Origin of the sequence: Rhodococcoides trifolii, from assembly GCF_014635345.1 — a bacterium.
Classification (GTDB): Bacteria; Actinomycetota; Actinomycetes; order Mycobacteriales; family Mycobacteriaceae; genus Rhodococcoides; species Rhodococcoides trifolii.
Window position 1 is genome coordinate 100,215 of sequence record NZ_BMCU01000005.1, and the last position, 13,704, is coordinate 113,918.

General features: G+C 65.7%; 14 protein-coding genes. 9 read left to right on the plus strand and 5 right to left on the minus strand.

From position 1 onward, the window contains the following. Nucleotides 1-124 precede the first annotated feature (124 nt). Together IEW02_RS20340 and IEW02_RS20345 are read left to right on the plus strand one after the other, a co-directional pair. Nucleotides 125-1,324 (plus strand): PucR family transcriptional regulator, encoded by a 1,200-nt coding sequence (locus IEW02_RS20340; protein ID WP_188546729.1) that lies wholly within the window; start codon nucleotides 125-127, stop codon nucleotides 1,322-1,324. A gap of 36 nt (nucleotides 1,325-1,360) precedes the next feature. Then, nucleotides 1,361-2,026: an alpha-ketoglutarate-dependent dioxygenase AlkB gene (locus IEW02_RS20345; RefSeq protein ID WP_188546730.1), complete on the plus strand. Its 666-nt coding sequence runs from the start codon at nucleotides 1,361-1,363 to the stop codon at nucleotides 2,024-2,026. Here the strand turns inward: IEW02_RS20345 and IEW02_RS20350 are convergent. After that, complete coding sequence (locus IEW02_RS20350; RefSeq protein WP_188546731.1) at nucleotides 2,004-3,062, minus strand: 3-deoxy-7-phosphoheptulonate synthase; 1,059 nt, start codon at nucleotides 3,060-3,062, stop codon at nucleotides 2,004-2,006. The two genes, IEW02_RS20345 and IEW02_RS20350, sit on opposite strands and share 23 nt — an antisense overlap. A 207-nt stretch (nucleotides 3,063-3,269) precedes the next feature. Here IEW02_RS20350 and IEW02_RS20355 point away from each other — a divergent pair, with 207 nt between their 5' ends. From IEW02_RS20355 to IEW02_RS20370, 4 genes are read left to right on the plus strand one after another with little or no spacing between them, the layout of a single operon-like run. After that, nucleotides 3,270-4,064 (plus strand): DUF1206 domain-containing protein, encoded by a 795-nt coding sequence (locus IEW02_RS20355; protein WP_188546732.1) that lies wholly within the window; start codon nucleotides 3,270-3,272, stop codon nucleotides 4,062-4,064. 37 nt (nucleotides 4,065-4,101) lie between these two features. Beyond that, nucleotides 4,102-4,560 (plus strand): MarR family winged helix-turn-helix transcriptional regulator, encoded by a 459-nt coding sequence (locus tag IEW02_RS20360; RefSeq protein WP_188546733.1) that lies wholly within the window; start codon nucleotides 4,102-4,104, stop codon nucleotides 4,558-4,560. After that, nucleotides 4,557-4,979: an organic hydroperoxide resistance protein gene (locus IEW02_RS20365; protein ID WP_188546734.1), complete on the plus strand. Its 423-nt coding sequence runs from the start codon at nucleotides 4,557-4,559 to the stop codon at nucleotides 4,977-4,979. The genes IEW02_RS20360 and IEW02_RS20365 overlap by 4 nt, the downstream gene beginning before the upstream one ends. Nucleotides 4,980-4,997: 18 nt before the next feature. Next, entirely contained in the window at nucleotides 4,998-5,894 is an 897-nt protein-coding gene (locus IEW02_RS20370) for a pseudouridine synthase (RefSeq protein ID WP_188546735.1), read from the plus strand. Here IEW02_RS20370 and IEW02_RS20375 read toward each other — a convergent pair. Next, complete coding sequence (locus tag IEW02_RS20375) at nucleotides 5,845-6,939, minus strand: hypothetical protein (RefSeq protein ID WP_188546736.1); 1,095 nt, start codon at nucleotides 6,937-6,939, stop codon at nucleotides 5,845-5,847. The genes IEW02_RS20370 and IEW02_RS20375 overlap by 50 nt on opposite strands. Nucleotides 6,940-7,018: 79 nt before the next feature. Between IEW02_RS20375 and IEW02_RS20380 the strand changes: the two genes are divergently transcribed. Together IEW02_RS20380 and IEW02_RS20385 are read left to right on the plus strand one after the other, a co-directional pair. Further along, nucleotides 7,019-7,480: a hypothetical protein gene (locus tag IEW02_RS20380; RefSeq protein WP_188546737.1), complete on the plus strand. Its 462-nt coding sequence runs from the start codon at nucleotides 7,019-7,021 to the stop codon at nucleotides 7,478-7,480. 122 nt (nucleotides 7,481-7,602) lie between these two features. After that, a complete protein-coding gene (locus tag IEW02_RS20385; RefSeq protein WP_188546738.1) occupies nucleotides 7,603-9,315 on the plus strand; it encodes a cutinase family protein in 1,713 nt (570 codons plus the stop codon). Here the strand turns inward: IEW02_RS20385 and IEW02_RS20390 are convergent. Genes IEW02_RS20390 through IEW02_RS20400 form a run of 3 tightly spaced genes read right to left on the minus strand, consistent with a single transcriptional unit; the run spans nucleotide 9,312 to nucleotide 12,510 of the window. Further along, nucleotides 9,312-10,133, minus strand: coding sequence for an alpha/beta fold hydrolase (locus IEW02_RS20390; RefSeq protein WP_188546739.1), 822 nt, complete (start codon nucleotides 10,131-10,133; stop codon nucleotides 9,312-9,314). The genes IEW02_RS20385 and IEW02_RS20390 overlap by 4 nt on opposite strands. Beyond that, nucleotides 10,130-10,735 (minus strand): TetR/AcrR family transcriptional regulator, encoded by a 606-nt coding sequence (locus IEW02_RS20395; protein WP_188546740.1) that lies wholly within the window; start codon nucleotides 10,733-10,735, stop codon nucleotides 10,130-10,132. Before IEW02_RS20395 ends, IEW02_RS20390 begins: the two co-directional genes overlap by 4 nt. Beyond that, nucleotides 10,732-12,510 carry an N-acyl-D-amino-acid deacylase family protein gene (locus IEW02_RS20400; protein ID WP_188546741.1) on the minus strand — a complete coding sequence of 593 codons (1,779 nt, stop codon included), beginning with the start codon at nucleotides 12,508-12,510 and terminating at the stop codon, nucleotides 10,732-10,734. Before IEW02_RS20400 ends, IEW02_RS20395 begins: the two co-directional genes overlap by 4 nt. 97 nt (nucleotides 12,511-12,607) lie before the next feature. On the opposite strand from IEW02_RS20400, the gene IEW02_RS20405 reads away from it, so the two are divergent. Then, a complete protein-coding gene (locus IEW02_RS20405) occupies nucleotides 12,608-13,702 on the plus strand; it encodes a M4 family metallopeptidase (protein ID WP_188546742.1) in 1,095 nt (364 codons plus the stop codon). Nucleotides 13,703-13,704 lie beyond the last annotated feature (2 nt).

The following is a 13,704-nucleotide window of genomic DNA, read 5'->3' on the forward strand; positions in this document are numbered from 1 at the left end:
GATTGTGGTCCATTTTCGTGATCTGTGCCATAGGCGGCCGCTGGCAATGTAGCCCGGGCTACCTGTGCGGCCGCACAAAATCGGGTGTGGCGCCGCTTACCCGACCGGTTTATCGTTGCGTTTCATGACGACGGTTGCCGACCACGTTCCGGACGCCCCCGACGTGCCTTCCCCGGCCGACCTGGCGGCTGGGTTGATGAGTTCGGCGGACGTGCTCTGCGATCGACTCGTGGAGCGAATTCTGAGCGCGGAGCACTCCTACACGGAATCGACACGGTTGACCCCTGAGCAGCTGCGCGGCGCCTGCATGGACAACATGGTGTCGATGCTCCGAGCCCTGTCCGAATCGACCCCGATGGATCTCGACTCGGCTCGTGCAGCCGGTCGACTGAAGGCCGAGCAGGGCGTTCCCCTCGCAGCATTGCTGCATGCCTTCCGTCTGGGCGGCCGCATGATCTGGGAGTCGCTGCTGGCGCTGGCCGACGGCAATGCCGACGCGGCGCTGCTGGCGATGGCCGCCGAGGTGTGGGCCATCGTCGACGTCTACTCCGACGCGGCGGCCGACGCCTATCGTGAGGCGGCCGATCTGAGAGCACTCGAGGACTTCGATTCCCGACGGTTGCTGATTCGCACTCTGTTCGGTGATCGCGGATCCGATCCATCCGCAGTGCAGGACGCGTTGCGCGCGTTTCTGATTCCCGAGACCGGCACCTTCGTGGTGGTATCGGCGGAGGTGTCGACCGACGGCGTTCGGACCACGGCAACGGCTGAATCGGCCGTGAACGCACTCGGCGTGGACTCGGTGTGGGACACCGCCGTCGACGGACACCTCGGTCTGCTGTGCGCGGGATCGGCTGCCGATCTCACCACCGCGGTCGACGCACTGGGGTCGCTCTACGGGTCGCGGATCGGAGTCAGCGGCGTCTTCGGCCGCGCCCACACGACCGCGAGCGCCGTGGAGGAGGCGCGGCTCGCGCGCCGATGCGCACCGGTGGGATCGACTCGGGTGGTGCGCTACGACACGGCACCGGTGTCACTGCTACTCGTTCGCAATCCCGGCGCCGGATCTCTTGCCGCACAGCAGATTCTCGGACCGGTACTCGATCTTCCGGCAGACGAACGGGACAGCCTTCTCGGCACACTGGATGCGTGGTTCGACGCCCGCGGTTCCACGGCCGGTGCCGCGGAAAGGCTCCATTACCACCGCAACACGATCCTGTACCGCCTCAGGAGAATCCACGATCTGACTGGACGGAATTTCTCGGATCCCGTACATGCGGCCGAGCTGTTCGTCGGACTGCGTTCGGTGCAGTTGCTGGGATGATCGAACACCTGTTCGATCGTGCGATACGATGCCTTCATGACAGGTGCATTGCAGGCATCGCTGTTCGATGTGGAGGCCGAGGGGCCGAGTTTCACCGACCTCCGTACCGCGCTACGCCGCACCCACTTGACCGCCGGCGCATGGATCGACGTCGCTTCGGGGTGGATCAGCGGGTCCGACTCCCTCTTCACCTCGTTGGTCGACGCGGTGCCGTGGCGCGCCGAGCGGCGACAGATGTACGACCGGGTGGTCGATGTCCCCCGACTCCAGTCGTTCTACTCGGACCCGACGCGCCTTCCCGAACCCTTCCTGTTGCAGGTCAAGTCGGCTCTCGACGAGCACTACCGTGTCGAGCTCGGCGAGAACTTCACCACAGCGGGGCTGTGCTACTACCGCGACGGTGGGGACAGCGTGGCGTGGCACGCCGACGATGGCGGGCAGACCGGAGGTCGGTCGGGTTCGCAGAAGGGACGGGGTGCCTCCGAGGACACGATGGTGGCTATCGTCTCGCTCGGAGCCGCCCGTCCCCTGCTGCTACGTCCGCGCGGTGGCGGACCGTCGATCCGCCACAGCGTGGGGCACGGAGACCTTCTGGTGATGGGGGGTTCGTGCCAACGCACGTGGGAGCACTGCATTCCCAAGAGCACACGGCCCACCGGACCGCGGATCAGCATCCAGTTCAGGCCGCGCGGCGTGCGCTGACGGCGGAGGAGAGCACGTCGAGCAGCTCCACGGTCGAGTCCCAGCCGAGGCAGGCGTCGGTGATGGATTGTCCGTAGGTCAGTGGGCCGGCGCCGAGGTCCTGTCGCCCTTCCACCAGGAAGCTCTCGGCCATCACGCCGGCAATGCCATCTTCGCCCATCGCCACCCGAGCTGCGATGTTGCGCAACACGTCTCGTTGCCGTAGATGATTCTTGGCGCTGTTGCCGTGACTGGCGTCGATCACCACTCGCTGCGGCAGACCTGCGCGGCCGAGGCGCGCCACGGTGTCCGCAACCGACGCCGCGTCGTAGTTCGGGCCGGTCGACCCGCCTCGAAGGATGACGTGAGCATCCGGGTTGCCGATGGTGCCGACGGACGCGAGTCGGCCCGACGGGTCGGTCCCGAGGAACCGGTGGGCCGACGCCGCCGACACCACACCGTCGACGGCCACCTGCACGTCGCCGTCGGTCGAGTTCTTGATACCCACCGGCATCGGCAATCCGCTGACCATCTGCCGGTGCACCTGGCTCGCCGCGGTGCGCGCGCCGATGGCGCCGTACCCGACCAGATCGGCGAGGTACTCCGACGAGGCCGGGTCGAGGAACTCGCCGGCGGTCGCCAGCCCCAGTTGGGCGATGTCGCGCAACAGCATTCGGCCGGTGAGCAACCCGGTCGCGATGTCGTGGGAACCATCGAGGTGCGGGTCGTTGAGCAGGCCCTTCCACCCGAGAGTGGTGCGCGGCTTCTCGAAGTACACCCGCATCACCACCTGCAGCCGATCACGGTGGCGCCGCGACTGTTCGGCCAGGCGTGCGGCGTAATCCATTGCCGCGCGGGGGTCGTGCACCGAGCACGGGCCGACCACGACCAGCAGACGGTCGTCTCTACCGGCCACGATGTCGGATGCGGCGGTGCGGGCGCGGCCGACCGTGGAGCGGGCGGCGTCGGACGCCGGAACGTTGAGACGCAGGTCGGCCGGTGTCGGAACGGGATCGCAGGAGACGATCCGAGAGTGATCGAGCAGCGGTGTGATCATGGGGAATGGTCCTTGTCGAATACGGACCGGCACCGCGTAACTCCACAGAGCCGGTCGAGCCGGCTCTTCGTGGTGGAGGTGGTCAGCGCATGGTTCCGCTGACCGGACCACCGAGGGCCGGCCTGCTGAACCAAAAATATGCTCGCTGCACGGCGCCACAGTAGCAAAGTGCATTTCGTCCCATTAGAGGGCGGATACTCTTTCCCGATGACGAAGGGCGAACAACTCGCGGACCGTGCCCAGAACACCGACGCTTTCGAGAAGGCCGCTCGCGCCGGTCACGCGGTGAGTGGGTTCGTGCACCTGCTCATCGCCTTCATCATCTTCCGGCTCGCCTTCGGACAGGGCGGGAATGCGGATCAATCCGGAGCTCTCGGGGAGTTGGCCGGCAAGCCCGGTGGTCGCATCGCGATGTGGGTTGCCGTCGCGGCGTTCGTTGCCTTGGCGCTCTGGCGGGTGATGGAAGCCATCGTCGGAAAGCGATCCGACAGCGATTCGGGAAGTGTTCTGGACCGCCTCAAGGCTGCATCGCTGGCTGTCGTCTACTTCGCATTCGCGTGGTCCGCATTCGGTTTCGCTCGCGGCACCGGGAAGTCGAGCGGTGGTCAGAACGCCGGAATGTCCGCGCGCCTGATGCAGTCCGGCCCGGGCACCGTGGTGGTGGCCGCTGCGGGTGTGGTCGTGTTGGCGGTCGGCGGCTATCACATCTACAAAGGGCTCTCTCGACACTTCGTCGACGATCTGAAGACCAACCCCAGCAAGGGCATTCAGACGTTGGGACTGCTCGGGTACACCACGAAAGGACTCGCTCTCGCGGGCGCCGGCGTTCTGGTGGTCGTCGCCGCTGTCACCTCCGATCCCAGCAAGGCCACGGGGATCGACGGCGCCGTGAAGGAGCTCGGCGCACAACCTTTCGGGCAGATTCTGCTCGTTCTCGCCGCGGTCGGGATCGCGCTGTACGGCCTGTACGCGTTCGTTCTCGCTCGGTGGGCACGCATGTAGGTTGTGCACAATCTAATTGTGCTCTACAGTCTTGTCTGTGAGCGATTTCGTGGCCTTGGACCGACAGGTGTGCTTCGCGCTCCACTCGGCGTCGCGGGCAACCACCGCGGTCTATCGGCCGCTCTTGGACGAACTGGGCATCACCTATCCGCAGTACCTCGTCCTCCTGGCCCTCTGGGAACAGGACGGTCTTGCCGTCGGTGAACTCGGTCGGCGTCTCGAACTCGATTCCGGCACTCTGTCGCCGTTGCTCAAGCGTCTGGAGCAGGCGGGGCATCTGACCCGCCTACGCTCCACCGGCGACGAGCGTCGCGTCGACATACACCTGACCGACACCGGTTCGGCACTTCGGGAGCGCGCACACGCGCTTCCCGAATGTCTCTTCGCCGCATCGGGATTGACCGAAGCCGAAATGTCCGGCCTGGCCCACTTGCTCCATCGACTGACGGGTTCGCTCCGCGAATCCGTGGACGCACAACAGAAAGGCACACCATGAAGACTCTGTACACCGCCGAAGCACTCGCAACCGGAGACGGCCGCAACGGCCACGGACGGACCACCGACGGCAAGGTCGATGTGGACCTCGCATCGCCGAAGGAGATGGGCGGCAGCGGTGAGGGCACCAACCCCGAGCAGCTCTTCGCCGTCGGGTACGCCGCCTGCTATCACTCCGCGCTGCGCATCGTCGCCAAGAACGACGGTGTGAACATCGACGACTCGTCCGTCGGCGCGCAGGTCAGCATCGGCCCGAACGACGCCGGCGGCTTCGAACTCGCTGTCGTTCTCGAGGTCACGCTTCCGAACGTCGAGCACGACAAGGCTCAGGAGCTCGCGGACAAGGCGCACCAGGTGTGCCCGTACTCCAACGCAACTCGCGGCAACATCGACGTCACGATCACCGTCGCCGACGACTGATCGACCGCCGTTCACCGGATGCCGAAGCCTCCGCTCCCGATTCGCGACGGACTCGGTCCGTCGCGAATCAGGTTGCCGGACCCGCCCGTGACTCATTCCACCGTGCTCGCCTACCTCACCGAGCGCTTTCCCGCGGACGCCCACCGAATCCGCGAGAAGATCGACGCCGGCGAGGTGGTCGACGCGGCCGGAGTTCCGATCGACGACGCGACCCCGGTGACACCTCGGGCCGATATCTATCTGTATCGAGACCCACCGAACGAGCCGGTCGTACCGTTCGCGATCGACATTCTGTATCGGGACCGATCCCTTGTCGTGGTGGACAAACCGCATTTTCTCGCCACCACTCCTCGCGGCCGATTCGTGGTTCAGACGGCGTTGGTCCGATTGCGCCGCGAACTGGAGATCCCGGAGCTCAGTCCTGCGCACCGACTCGACAGGCTGACGGCGGGTGTCCTTCTGTTCACCGTTCGGCCCGAGGTGCGACGCGCCTATCAGGAGATGTTCCGCGATCGCACCATGACGAAGACCTACGAGGCCGTCGCCCCCTACCGCCCGCACCTCGCGTTTCCCCGAACGGTGGCCAGCCGAATCATCAAGGACCGCAGCTCTCTTCAGGCGATGGAGGTGTCCGGTGAGCCGAATGCGGTCACCGACATCGACATCGTTCGGCACGATGGCAACAGGGCGCTGTATCGCCTCCATCCGCACACGGGCAAGACACACCAACTTCGCGTCCACATGAACTCGCTCGGCCTTCCGATCGAGGGCGACCCGCTGTATCCCGACGTCACCGAAGTGGCGGCCGACGACTATCGCTCGCCACTTCGACTGCTCGCTCGCAGTATCGAGTTCGTGGATCCGCTCACAGCCGAACGTCGCCGCTTCTCTTCGTCGCGGTCGCTCCCCTGGTGACCACCGTGATGCGGTGCGAAATGACTGCGAGGCAGAACAACCCGACCACCACGCTGCCCAGCGCGGCGAAACCCTCCTGGGCGAAATCGACGAGAGCGTTCAGCATCGTGAAGATCAGAGCCGCCGCCCGAAGCCACCGCAGTGGCCACACGCTGTCGGTGCGACGTCGGGCAATCATCGCGGGCGCCGCGAGAACGAACGTGAGAAGCGCACTCACGAAGAGGATTCCGTCGGCAAGGTTCATGTCGTCCAACTGAAGTGTCAGGTCTCGACGATTCAGGTCGATGCCGCCGAGCACCAGTGCGACGGTGCCGAGGACAGCTCCGGCGCCGGACACGAGAACCAAGAGCCAACCCACGACCGACACCCAGTGTGGACTGCGAAACAGCCGTGGCACTCTCGCCGACAGAGCGAGCTGAGCACCTCGGAGTCGACCACGATCGCGCGGGCAACGCAGCAGGACCGCAGCACAACCGTGGACCGCATCTTCGTCCGCGCCCAACTCGCGCGCTCGGACCAACAACTCCCCTGCCCACTGTCGTCGGCTGTCGGGGAGACCGTGCGCGATTCCCTCGGCGACGATCGTTGCCGCGTTCGCCAGGCACTCCTGCGCGTTCGGCGGCCGGCGGTCACGCACGAGCCGGCCGATGACCAGGACTGCGACCACGACGATGTACATGATTTCGGCCGCCGGGCCGTAGAAGTAGTCGTTGGCGGTTGTCACGAATTTGCCCACTTCGTCGAGAAACAGACCGAACCCGACCCCGCCGAGGACGACGGTCCACACACGCACGCCGAATCCGACGAACATCCACCCGACGATCAGCGCTGCGACCATCGAGCCGCCGCCGTAGAGCGCGTGCGCGATGTGGAGTGAGCCACCGCCGACCTGCGGATAATCGGTGATCTCCAAGTACGCGCGAGTCAGCAGAATCGTGGCGATGGTGATGAGCAAGAAGGTTTCCACCGACGGTGTTCCGTATGCGTTGCGAAGCACTCGGGAGCCGGACGTACGCACCGGCCGATCGGCGCTGGTTGTGGCCATCGACAATTATGGGCACCTCGACTCGTCCGTGACCGGCGTTCTCCGTTTCGAGGTTCTCCCCATCTCTTACGATGCACGGATGAAACTCGCCACTGCCGTCATCTCCGCGTCCGCCGCTGCCGTTCTGCTCCTGACGGGGTGCAGTTCGGACGATCAGCAGAGCGCCTCCGACACCGCGAACAACCTGCTCACCTCCGCCAACAACGCTGCGGAGGGAGCGGTCAGTTCGGTGCAGTCCGCGGCGCCGGGTGTCAGGTCGAGTGCGGGATCGCTTGCCGAGAACGCGGGCGGACTGTTCGACGATGCCAAGGGCGCCACCTTCGTTGCCGCCTACAAGGCCCAGTTCTCCTCGCTCGCGGAGGGCAAGAGTGACGACGAGATCAAGGCACTGCTCACCAGCACATGCCAGCAGATCTCCGACGGCGCCGACGAGGGCGCAGTGGTGACGAGTATCGAGCAGAACGCGACCAACAACGGCACCGCTCCGAGCGCCGACGACGCGAAGAAGATCTACGACCAGGCCAAGATCGCCTGCCCCTGAGCTGGTCGCGACCCCCGATCCGTAAGTTCCTGTAACGAACCGGCTGCCCGTGCCGACATGCGGGTGACCCGCCACACGGCGGGACGGGGATCACAGGGCACCACGCGTTCGAGGTAGGTCACATGTCGTTCACACGTCCGTCGCGGCGAATTGCCGCCAGCATTGCAGCGTTCGCTTCGCTCGGTGTCGTCGCAGCCGGCGCAGTTGCGCTGACGGGTGGAGGCGCGGCCACGACCGACGCACCTGCCGTCGAACTGGTCTCCACGTCCACGTGCTACGACATGGTCAGCATCGGAATCGGCGGACGCAACGGTGCTCCCGGCGCCGGGGTCAAGCTGCTCACCGACGCCAACGGCAATCAACTCCCGGCCGCGCTTTCGGACGATTTCGAGTCGGACTGGGTCGACGAGGTCGTGAGTCCGGCCAACAGCGCGGTGAACCCCGAGTCCTACGCCGCGATCTACCTCCAGTACCCGGCGAACATGTCGTCGTACGACGCCGCCGTGGACACCGGGGTCTCCAACGCCAAGTCCGTCATGTCGGCCATCTCGGCGTCCTGCCCCGGCACCCGCTTCGCCATCGTCGGTTACAGCGAGGGGGCAGACGTCGCTCGTCGTACGGCGATGGAGGTCGGCAACCAGATTCCGACGGACGGCAAGTACGCCATCGTGAACCCGTCCAAGGTGGTCGGTGTCGTCATCCTGGCCGACGCCGGACGCACCAGTGGTGAAGGCCCGTTCCCGGGCGCCGCGAACCCGTACAGCCGACCCGACAACTTCGACACGAACTACCAGAACGGTCAGACCACGGCTACCGGCGCCGGCGCACTCCCGGGCACGTCCGGCAGTTTCGGCGCACTGGACGGCAAGGTCGCGTCCTTCTGCTCGAACGGCGACCTCACCTGCTCGCTACCCGAGAGCACCAGCATCGTTCACCTGCTCGCCAATGTCGGTCGCCAGGTCAATGTCGACGCCTTCGAACGTGAGGGACTGACTCCGGCCACCGCCGCGGACGTCGCCACCGTGATCGGTCGCGTCGCGTTCTTCGCTCTGAACGACATTGCGTCGCAGCCCAACTGGTTGGCAAGCGACGAGACGTTCCTCGACGTTCTGATCAAGGTGTCCGAGCCCGGTTACGACCCGAGCAAGGCCGCGACGACACCGGTGTCGAAGTCCGACACGACGGCACCGATCGACAGCGACAAGGCCTCGAATCTGGCCTACCTCCCGTCGAAGTTGTTCAAGGAAGTCGTCGGCCTGATCACCGACAACCAGAACACCGTGCCGGTCCTGATGAACGACCCGTACGGCCTCACTCTCGGCCCCGGCGTCGGACATCACTTCGACTACTGGCGAGATGCAGACCTGGCCAACGGCAAGCCGCTGACGTCGGCGCAGTACGCCGCTGCCTGGCTCACGCAACTGGCGAAGGACGCTCAGGCCAAGAAGCCGATCGCCGATCCCGTGGTCAAGCAAGCCGCACTCCGCACGGTCCAGGCCGACCCGGTTGCAGCAGTCGCCGCAGTCCAGGCCGTGATGTCCACCGACGAGACGGCGACGACCACTGCCGACGCCACCACGACGTCCTCCACGTCGACCACCCCGTTGCCCGACACCACGTCGACGGCCCCCGCGCCCACGACACCGTCCGACACGACCACGTCCGATGCCGTTCCGACACAGAGCGAATCGGTGCAGACGACGGATGCGACGATCCCATCGGTGACCGACGAGACCGTCGCGCCGTCCACCACGGCGACGTGCGAGGCCGAAGCCGGTGTCGAGGTCGCGCCGACGGCCACGTGCCCCGCGCCGACGAGCGTGCCGGCCTCCTAGAGCGAGGACATCAGCACCGCTGCTGCATCTTTCGGGTGGGTGTAGGGCCACCAGTGGCCCGCATCCACCTCGATGACACGAAGGGTCGGGATCCAATCGCTCAGGCCCTCCGTCAAATTCGGCGACAGCATGCGATCGCGGGTCGGAGCCACGACCGTGGCCGACACACCACACCTCGGCTCCGGCCCGGATATCAGCCGGCGCAGCAGGTTTCGCCGATACAGAGCGATGCCGCGCTGTTGATCCGCCTCGGTCGGAGTCGGTTCGTCTTCGGATCCGAACGCGGCCAGCAGCGTCGGTACGTGTCGGCTCAGGAGGGGAACGTGAAAAGCGAAGACGTACCACGATCTGCTCAGCTGCGCCGCGACGGACCACCACCGCGTCGGACGAACCATTCGCGCTCGTGACACCTGCCGGAGGTGGTCCAGGCTCGGACCCGACACCGAGGTGTACGACGCGAATGTCGTTGTCGCCCGCGGCGACGACATGGCCTCCCACATCTGCAACGACCCCCAGTCGTGCGCGAAGACGTGGACCTTGCCCGTGAGACCGCGGATCGACTCCACCACCGCGTATGCGTCCTCGGCGAGACGTTCGATGGAGTTGTCGCGCCGGTCGTCGGCGACGCTGGCGCCACTCCCCCGCGTGTCGTAGGCGACTATCCGAACCGAGTCACCGAGTTCGGCGATCAACGGGTCGAACATGTGATGATCGTCGGGATACCCGTGCACCAGAAGCACTGTCGACGCGGCGTTCGGGTTTCCGTACTCGAAGGCAGCGATGTCGGCGCCGGGCACACGGACTGTCCAGGTGCTCATCCAGCCTCGGTCAGTGAGAGCACGGTCCCACCGCGCAGCAGATGGGCGATCATCTTCAGCCGGGCGGCTTCCTGCTCGGGCTGCGGGTGCACCACGGCGGCAAGTGCCTCACCGTCGAGAAGGTGAACCACGGTGAAGATGACCGTTTCCAGGTGCTCGGCGTCGATCATCCCCGCAATCGGCAGCGTCCGAGCGAGCTGAGAGATCTCCTCGTGGTACCGAATGGTGAACGGACGCAGCCGCTCCCGAAGCTCGCCATCGGAACGGGCTGCGGTGAGCAGTTCGTACCAGGCGCCGTTGATCGGGGCCCGACAGGCCGCCCTCAGCAACGTCAGGCAATGCTCGACCGATGCGTTGCCGAATGCCGACAGACCCTCGCGAAACTCGACGAACTGCCGGCGCCGAACCTCGTCGGCCGCAGCGACGACGATATCGAGTCGGGTGTCGAAATGCCGGAACAGCGCGCCGGACGAGACGCCGGCACGGGTCACGATCTCACTCACTGTCGTTCCGGCGTAGCCCTTCTCGCACAGCGACGAAATGGCCGCGTCCAGTAGCTTCCCGATGGTCTCGGTGCGCCGCTCCTGCTGGCTCGGGCTCACACACGCTCCGTCACGAGCGGCGCGGTCACCACACCGGCGCGCAGGAAGCTGCCCGCTCGCTCCGACACCCCGAACCACGGCGCGAACTCGCCGCGGGAGAACACGACCCGACCGGACACGAGCGTGGCGGTGACGGCGCGGTCGTTGCGGTTGACCATTCGGCTCAGTCCGCCGAACTCCGGCATCGTCTGCTCGCGGTAGGCGATGACGTCGTCGTCGAGGCCTGCAGGGTCCACCACCACGATGTCGGCTCGGTCCCCCAACCGGAGATGGCCGGCGTCGACGCCGTAGAAGTCGGCCAGCTCGGCACTCAGTTTGTGCACCGCCTTCTCGACGGACATGAACGGGCGACTGTCTCCGCGCGCCTCGTTCACCCGGTGCAGCAACCGAATTCCGAAGTTGTAGAACGCCATGTTGCGCAGGTGCGCGCCGGCGTCGGAGAAACCGACCGTCACACCGGGCTGATTGATCAACTTGTCCATCTGCTTCTTGCGATGGTTGGCGATGGTGGTGTGCCACCGCAGCTTTCGTCCGTGTTCGACGACCAGGTCCAGAAAAGCGTCCACGACGTGCACCCCGCGCTCGGCAGCGACCTCCGCGATGTTCTTGCCGATCACCGACGCATCGGGGCACTCGGTGATCTGCGCATCGGCGAAATCGCGATGCCACACGCGCGAGGAGAATTTCTTCTCGAAGTCCGCGCGGAACCACCTGCGGTAAGCCTCGTCGGCGAGCAACTCGTTGCGGCCCAACTCTTCTCGTAGGTGCAACGCGGCACGTCCGGACCCGAACTCCTCGAACACGACGAGGTCGATACCGTCGGAGTACACGTCGAACGTCGTGGGTAGATGTTGCCAGCGGAACTGGCCCTTGCCGGGACCGTTGACCGCACGGGCGAGTGGCCCGAAGATGCGGTGAATCCACGGAGACGCCTTGGCATCCGCCGCGGCGAGGAGCGACGTCTTCAGCGGCGTGCGACCCAAGCCAGTGGCCGAGGCAAGAAAGAACACCATGTCGTACTTGGTGTTCAGGTTCGGAATGCTCTGCAGTAGTCGTCCGCGCTTGCGCAGAATCTTGTGCAGGCCGCGGAACTCGCTCCACCGCGCGTAGGACGAGGGCAGCGAGCGTGACCGGTACCGGTCACCGTCGAGTTTGTCCCACGGGTTCGTCATCGTCGACATGCCGAGCAACCCGGCGTCGAGCGCCGTCTCCAGCGCATCCGACATCGCTGCCCACTCCTGGCGCGTCGGCTTCTGGGTGCGATCAGTCGAGCGGTCGAGACCCATGACGTGAGCGCGGAGGTCGGAGTGCCCTACCAGCGCAGCGATGTTGGGACCCAACGGAAGTCGTTCCAGCGCCTCGATGTACTCCTCGGGCGTCGTCCACGTCTTGTGCGTGTCGACCGCTTTGAGCACATGGTCACGCGGCAGAGCTTCGACACGACTGAAGAGATCGGCGATGTCGACCGGAGTGGAGTAGAGCGTCGAGAGCGAGCAGTTGCCGAGCAGCACGGTGGTGACACCGTGCCGTACCGATTCTTCGAGGCCGGGGCCCACGAGCACTTCTGCGTCGTAGTGGGTGTGCACGTCGACGAAGCCGGGCATCACCCATTTTCCGCGCGCGTCGACGACTTCGGTCGCCGCGCCGATCTCGAGCGGCGACGACGACACCGCCCGGACCACACCGCCGACGATGCCGACGTCGGCGCGGACTCCGGGACCGCCGCTCCCGTCGTAGACGGTTCCGCCGGTGATTACCACGTCGAATTCGATCATGTGACCTCCATCACTCGATGAAGGAACCGTAACTTAGAGAGCGGTTGCTCGCAATAGTCGTCTGCGATTGTCGGCGGCCCCGTCTACCGTTGATCGCATGACCAACACCGACCGTCATACCGCGTGCCAGGGCGTCGTGCCGCCGTTTCTTCTGCAGCGCATCGCCGATCAGCCGTCGCGACCGAGCGCACGTCTGTCCACAGCCGCTGACGGGGCGCGTAGGACACTGCAGATCGACTCGGAAATGCGCAGCCGTCGCGATTCTTCGTCACCTCGGCGAACCGCCATCGTGCCCGGGGCGGGCACGCTCACCCGCACCATCTCCGACGCGGAAGGCAAGCAGGAACTGCCAGGCAAGACGGTGCGCAGCGAAGGCGACCCCGACACGGGTGATCTCGCGACCGACGAGAGCTATGTCGGACTGGGAGACACTTTCACCTTCTACAAGGATGTCTACGACTGGTCGAGTCTCGACAACAAGGGCCTGCCACTCGACGCCACGGTGCACTACGGCCAGGACTACGACAACGCGTTCTGGGACGGGTCGCGCATGGTGTTCGGCGACGGTGACGGCGAGGTGTTCACCCGGTTCACCGTGTCCGTCGGAGTCATCGCGCACGAATTGACGCACGGCTTCACGCAATTCACCTCACGCCTGGAGTACGTCGGGCAGTCCGGGGCACTCAACGAATCCATGTCCGACGTCTTCGGCGCGATGGTCGAGCAGTACGCGAAGAAGCAGACGGCGGCCGAGGCGTCGTGGCTGGTCGGCGAAGGACTGTTTCTTCCGGCCGTTCAGGGACGGGCCTTGCGATCCATGCTCGAACCCGGAACGGCCTACGACGACGATGTGCTGGGCAAGGACCCACAGCCGGCGGACATGGCCGGGTACGTCGAGACCACCGAGGACAACGGCGGAGTCCACATCAACTCCGGCATTCCCAACCGCGTGTTCGCGGTGGCCGCGCAGGCTCTCGGCGGGTCGTCCTGGGAGCGTGCCGGACGCGTCTGGTTCGACACCCTCACCTCCGGCACCCTCTCCCCCACGGTCGACTTCGCGGGGTTCTCGAGCGCCACCCTGGCCACGGCATCGAGCTTGTTCGGTACCGAGTCCGATGTTCACCGTGCCATCGCGTCGGCATGGTCTACCGTGGGTGTCGATCCCATGGATGCGGCGGACAGAAAGACCTGATC

Coding starts and splice junctions, on each gene's coding strand:
- IEW02_RS20385 (WP_188546738.1), top strand. CDS start 7,603: ATGTCGTTCACACGTCCGTCGCGGCGAATTGCCGCCAGCATTGCAGCG.
- IEW02_RS20340 (WP_188546729.1), top strand. CDS start 125: ATGACGACGGTTGCCGACCACGTTCCGGACGCCCCCGACGTGCCTTCC.
- IEW02_RS20390 (WP_188546739.1), bottom strand. CDS start 10,133: ATGAGCACCTGGACAGTCCGTGTGCCCGGCGCCGACATCGCTGCCTTC.
- IEW02_RS20400 (WP_188546741.1), bottom strand. CDS start 12,510: ATGATCGAATTCGACGTGGTAATCACCGGCGGAACCGTCTACGACGGG.
- IEW02_RS20370 (WP_188546735.1), top strand. CDS start 4,998: ATGCCGAAGCCTCCGCTCCCGATTCGCGACGGACTCGGTCCGTCGCGA.
- IEW02_RS20380 (WP_188546737.1), top strand. CDS start 7,019: ATGAAACTCGCCACTGCCGTCATCTCCGCGTCCGCCGCTGCCGTTCTG.
- IEW02_RS20345 (WP_188546730.1), top strand. CDS start 1,361: ATGACAGGTGCATTGCAGGCATCGCTGTTCGATGTGGAGGCCGAGGGG.
- IEW02_RS20355 (WP_188546732.1), top strand. CDS start 3,270: ATGACGAAGGGCGAACAACTCGCGGACCGTGCCCAGAACACCGACGCT.
- IEW02_RS20350 (WP_188546731.1), bottom strand. CDS start 3,062: ATGATCACACCGCTGCTCGATCACTCTCGGATCGTCTCCTGCGATCCC.
- IEW02_RS20365 (WP_188546734.1), top strand. CDS start 4,557: ATGAAGACTCTGTACACCGCCGAAGCACTCGCAACCGGAGACGGCCGC.
- IEW02_RS20375 (WP_188546736.1), bottom strand. CDS start 6,939: ATGGCCACAACCAGCGCCGATCGGCCGGTGCGTACGTCCGGCTCCCGA.
- IEW02_RS20405 (WP_188546742.1), top strand. CDS start 12,608: ATGACCAACACCGACCGTCATACCGCGTGCCAGGGCGTCGTGCCGCCG.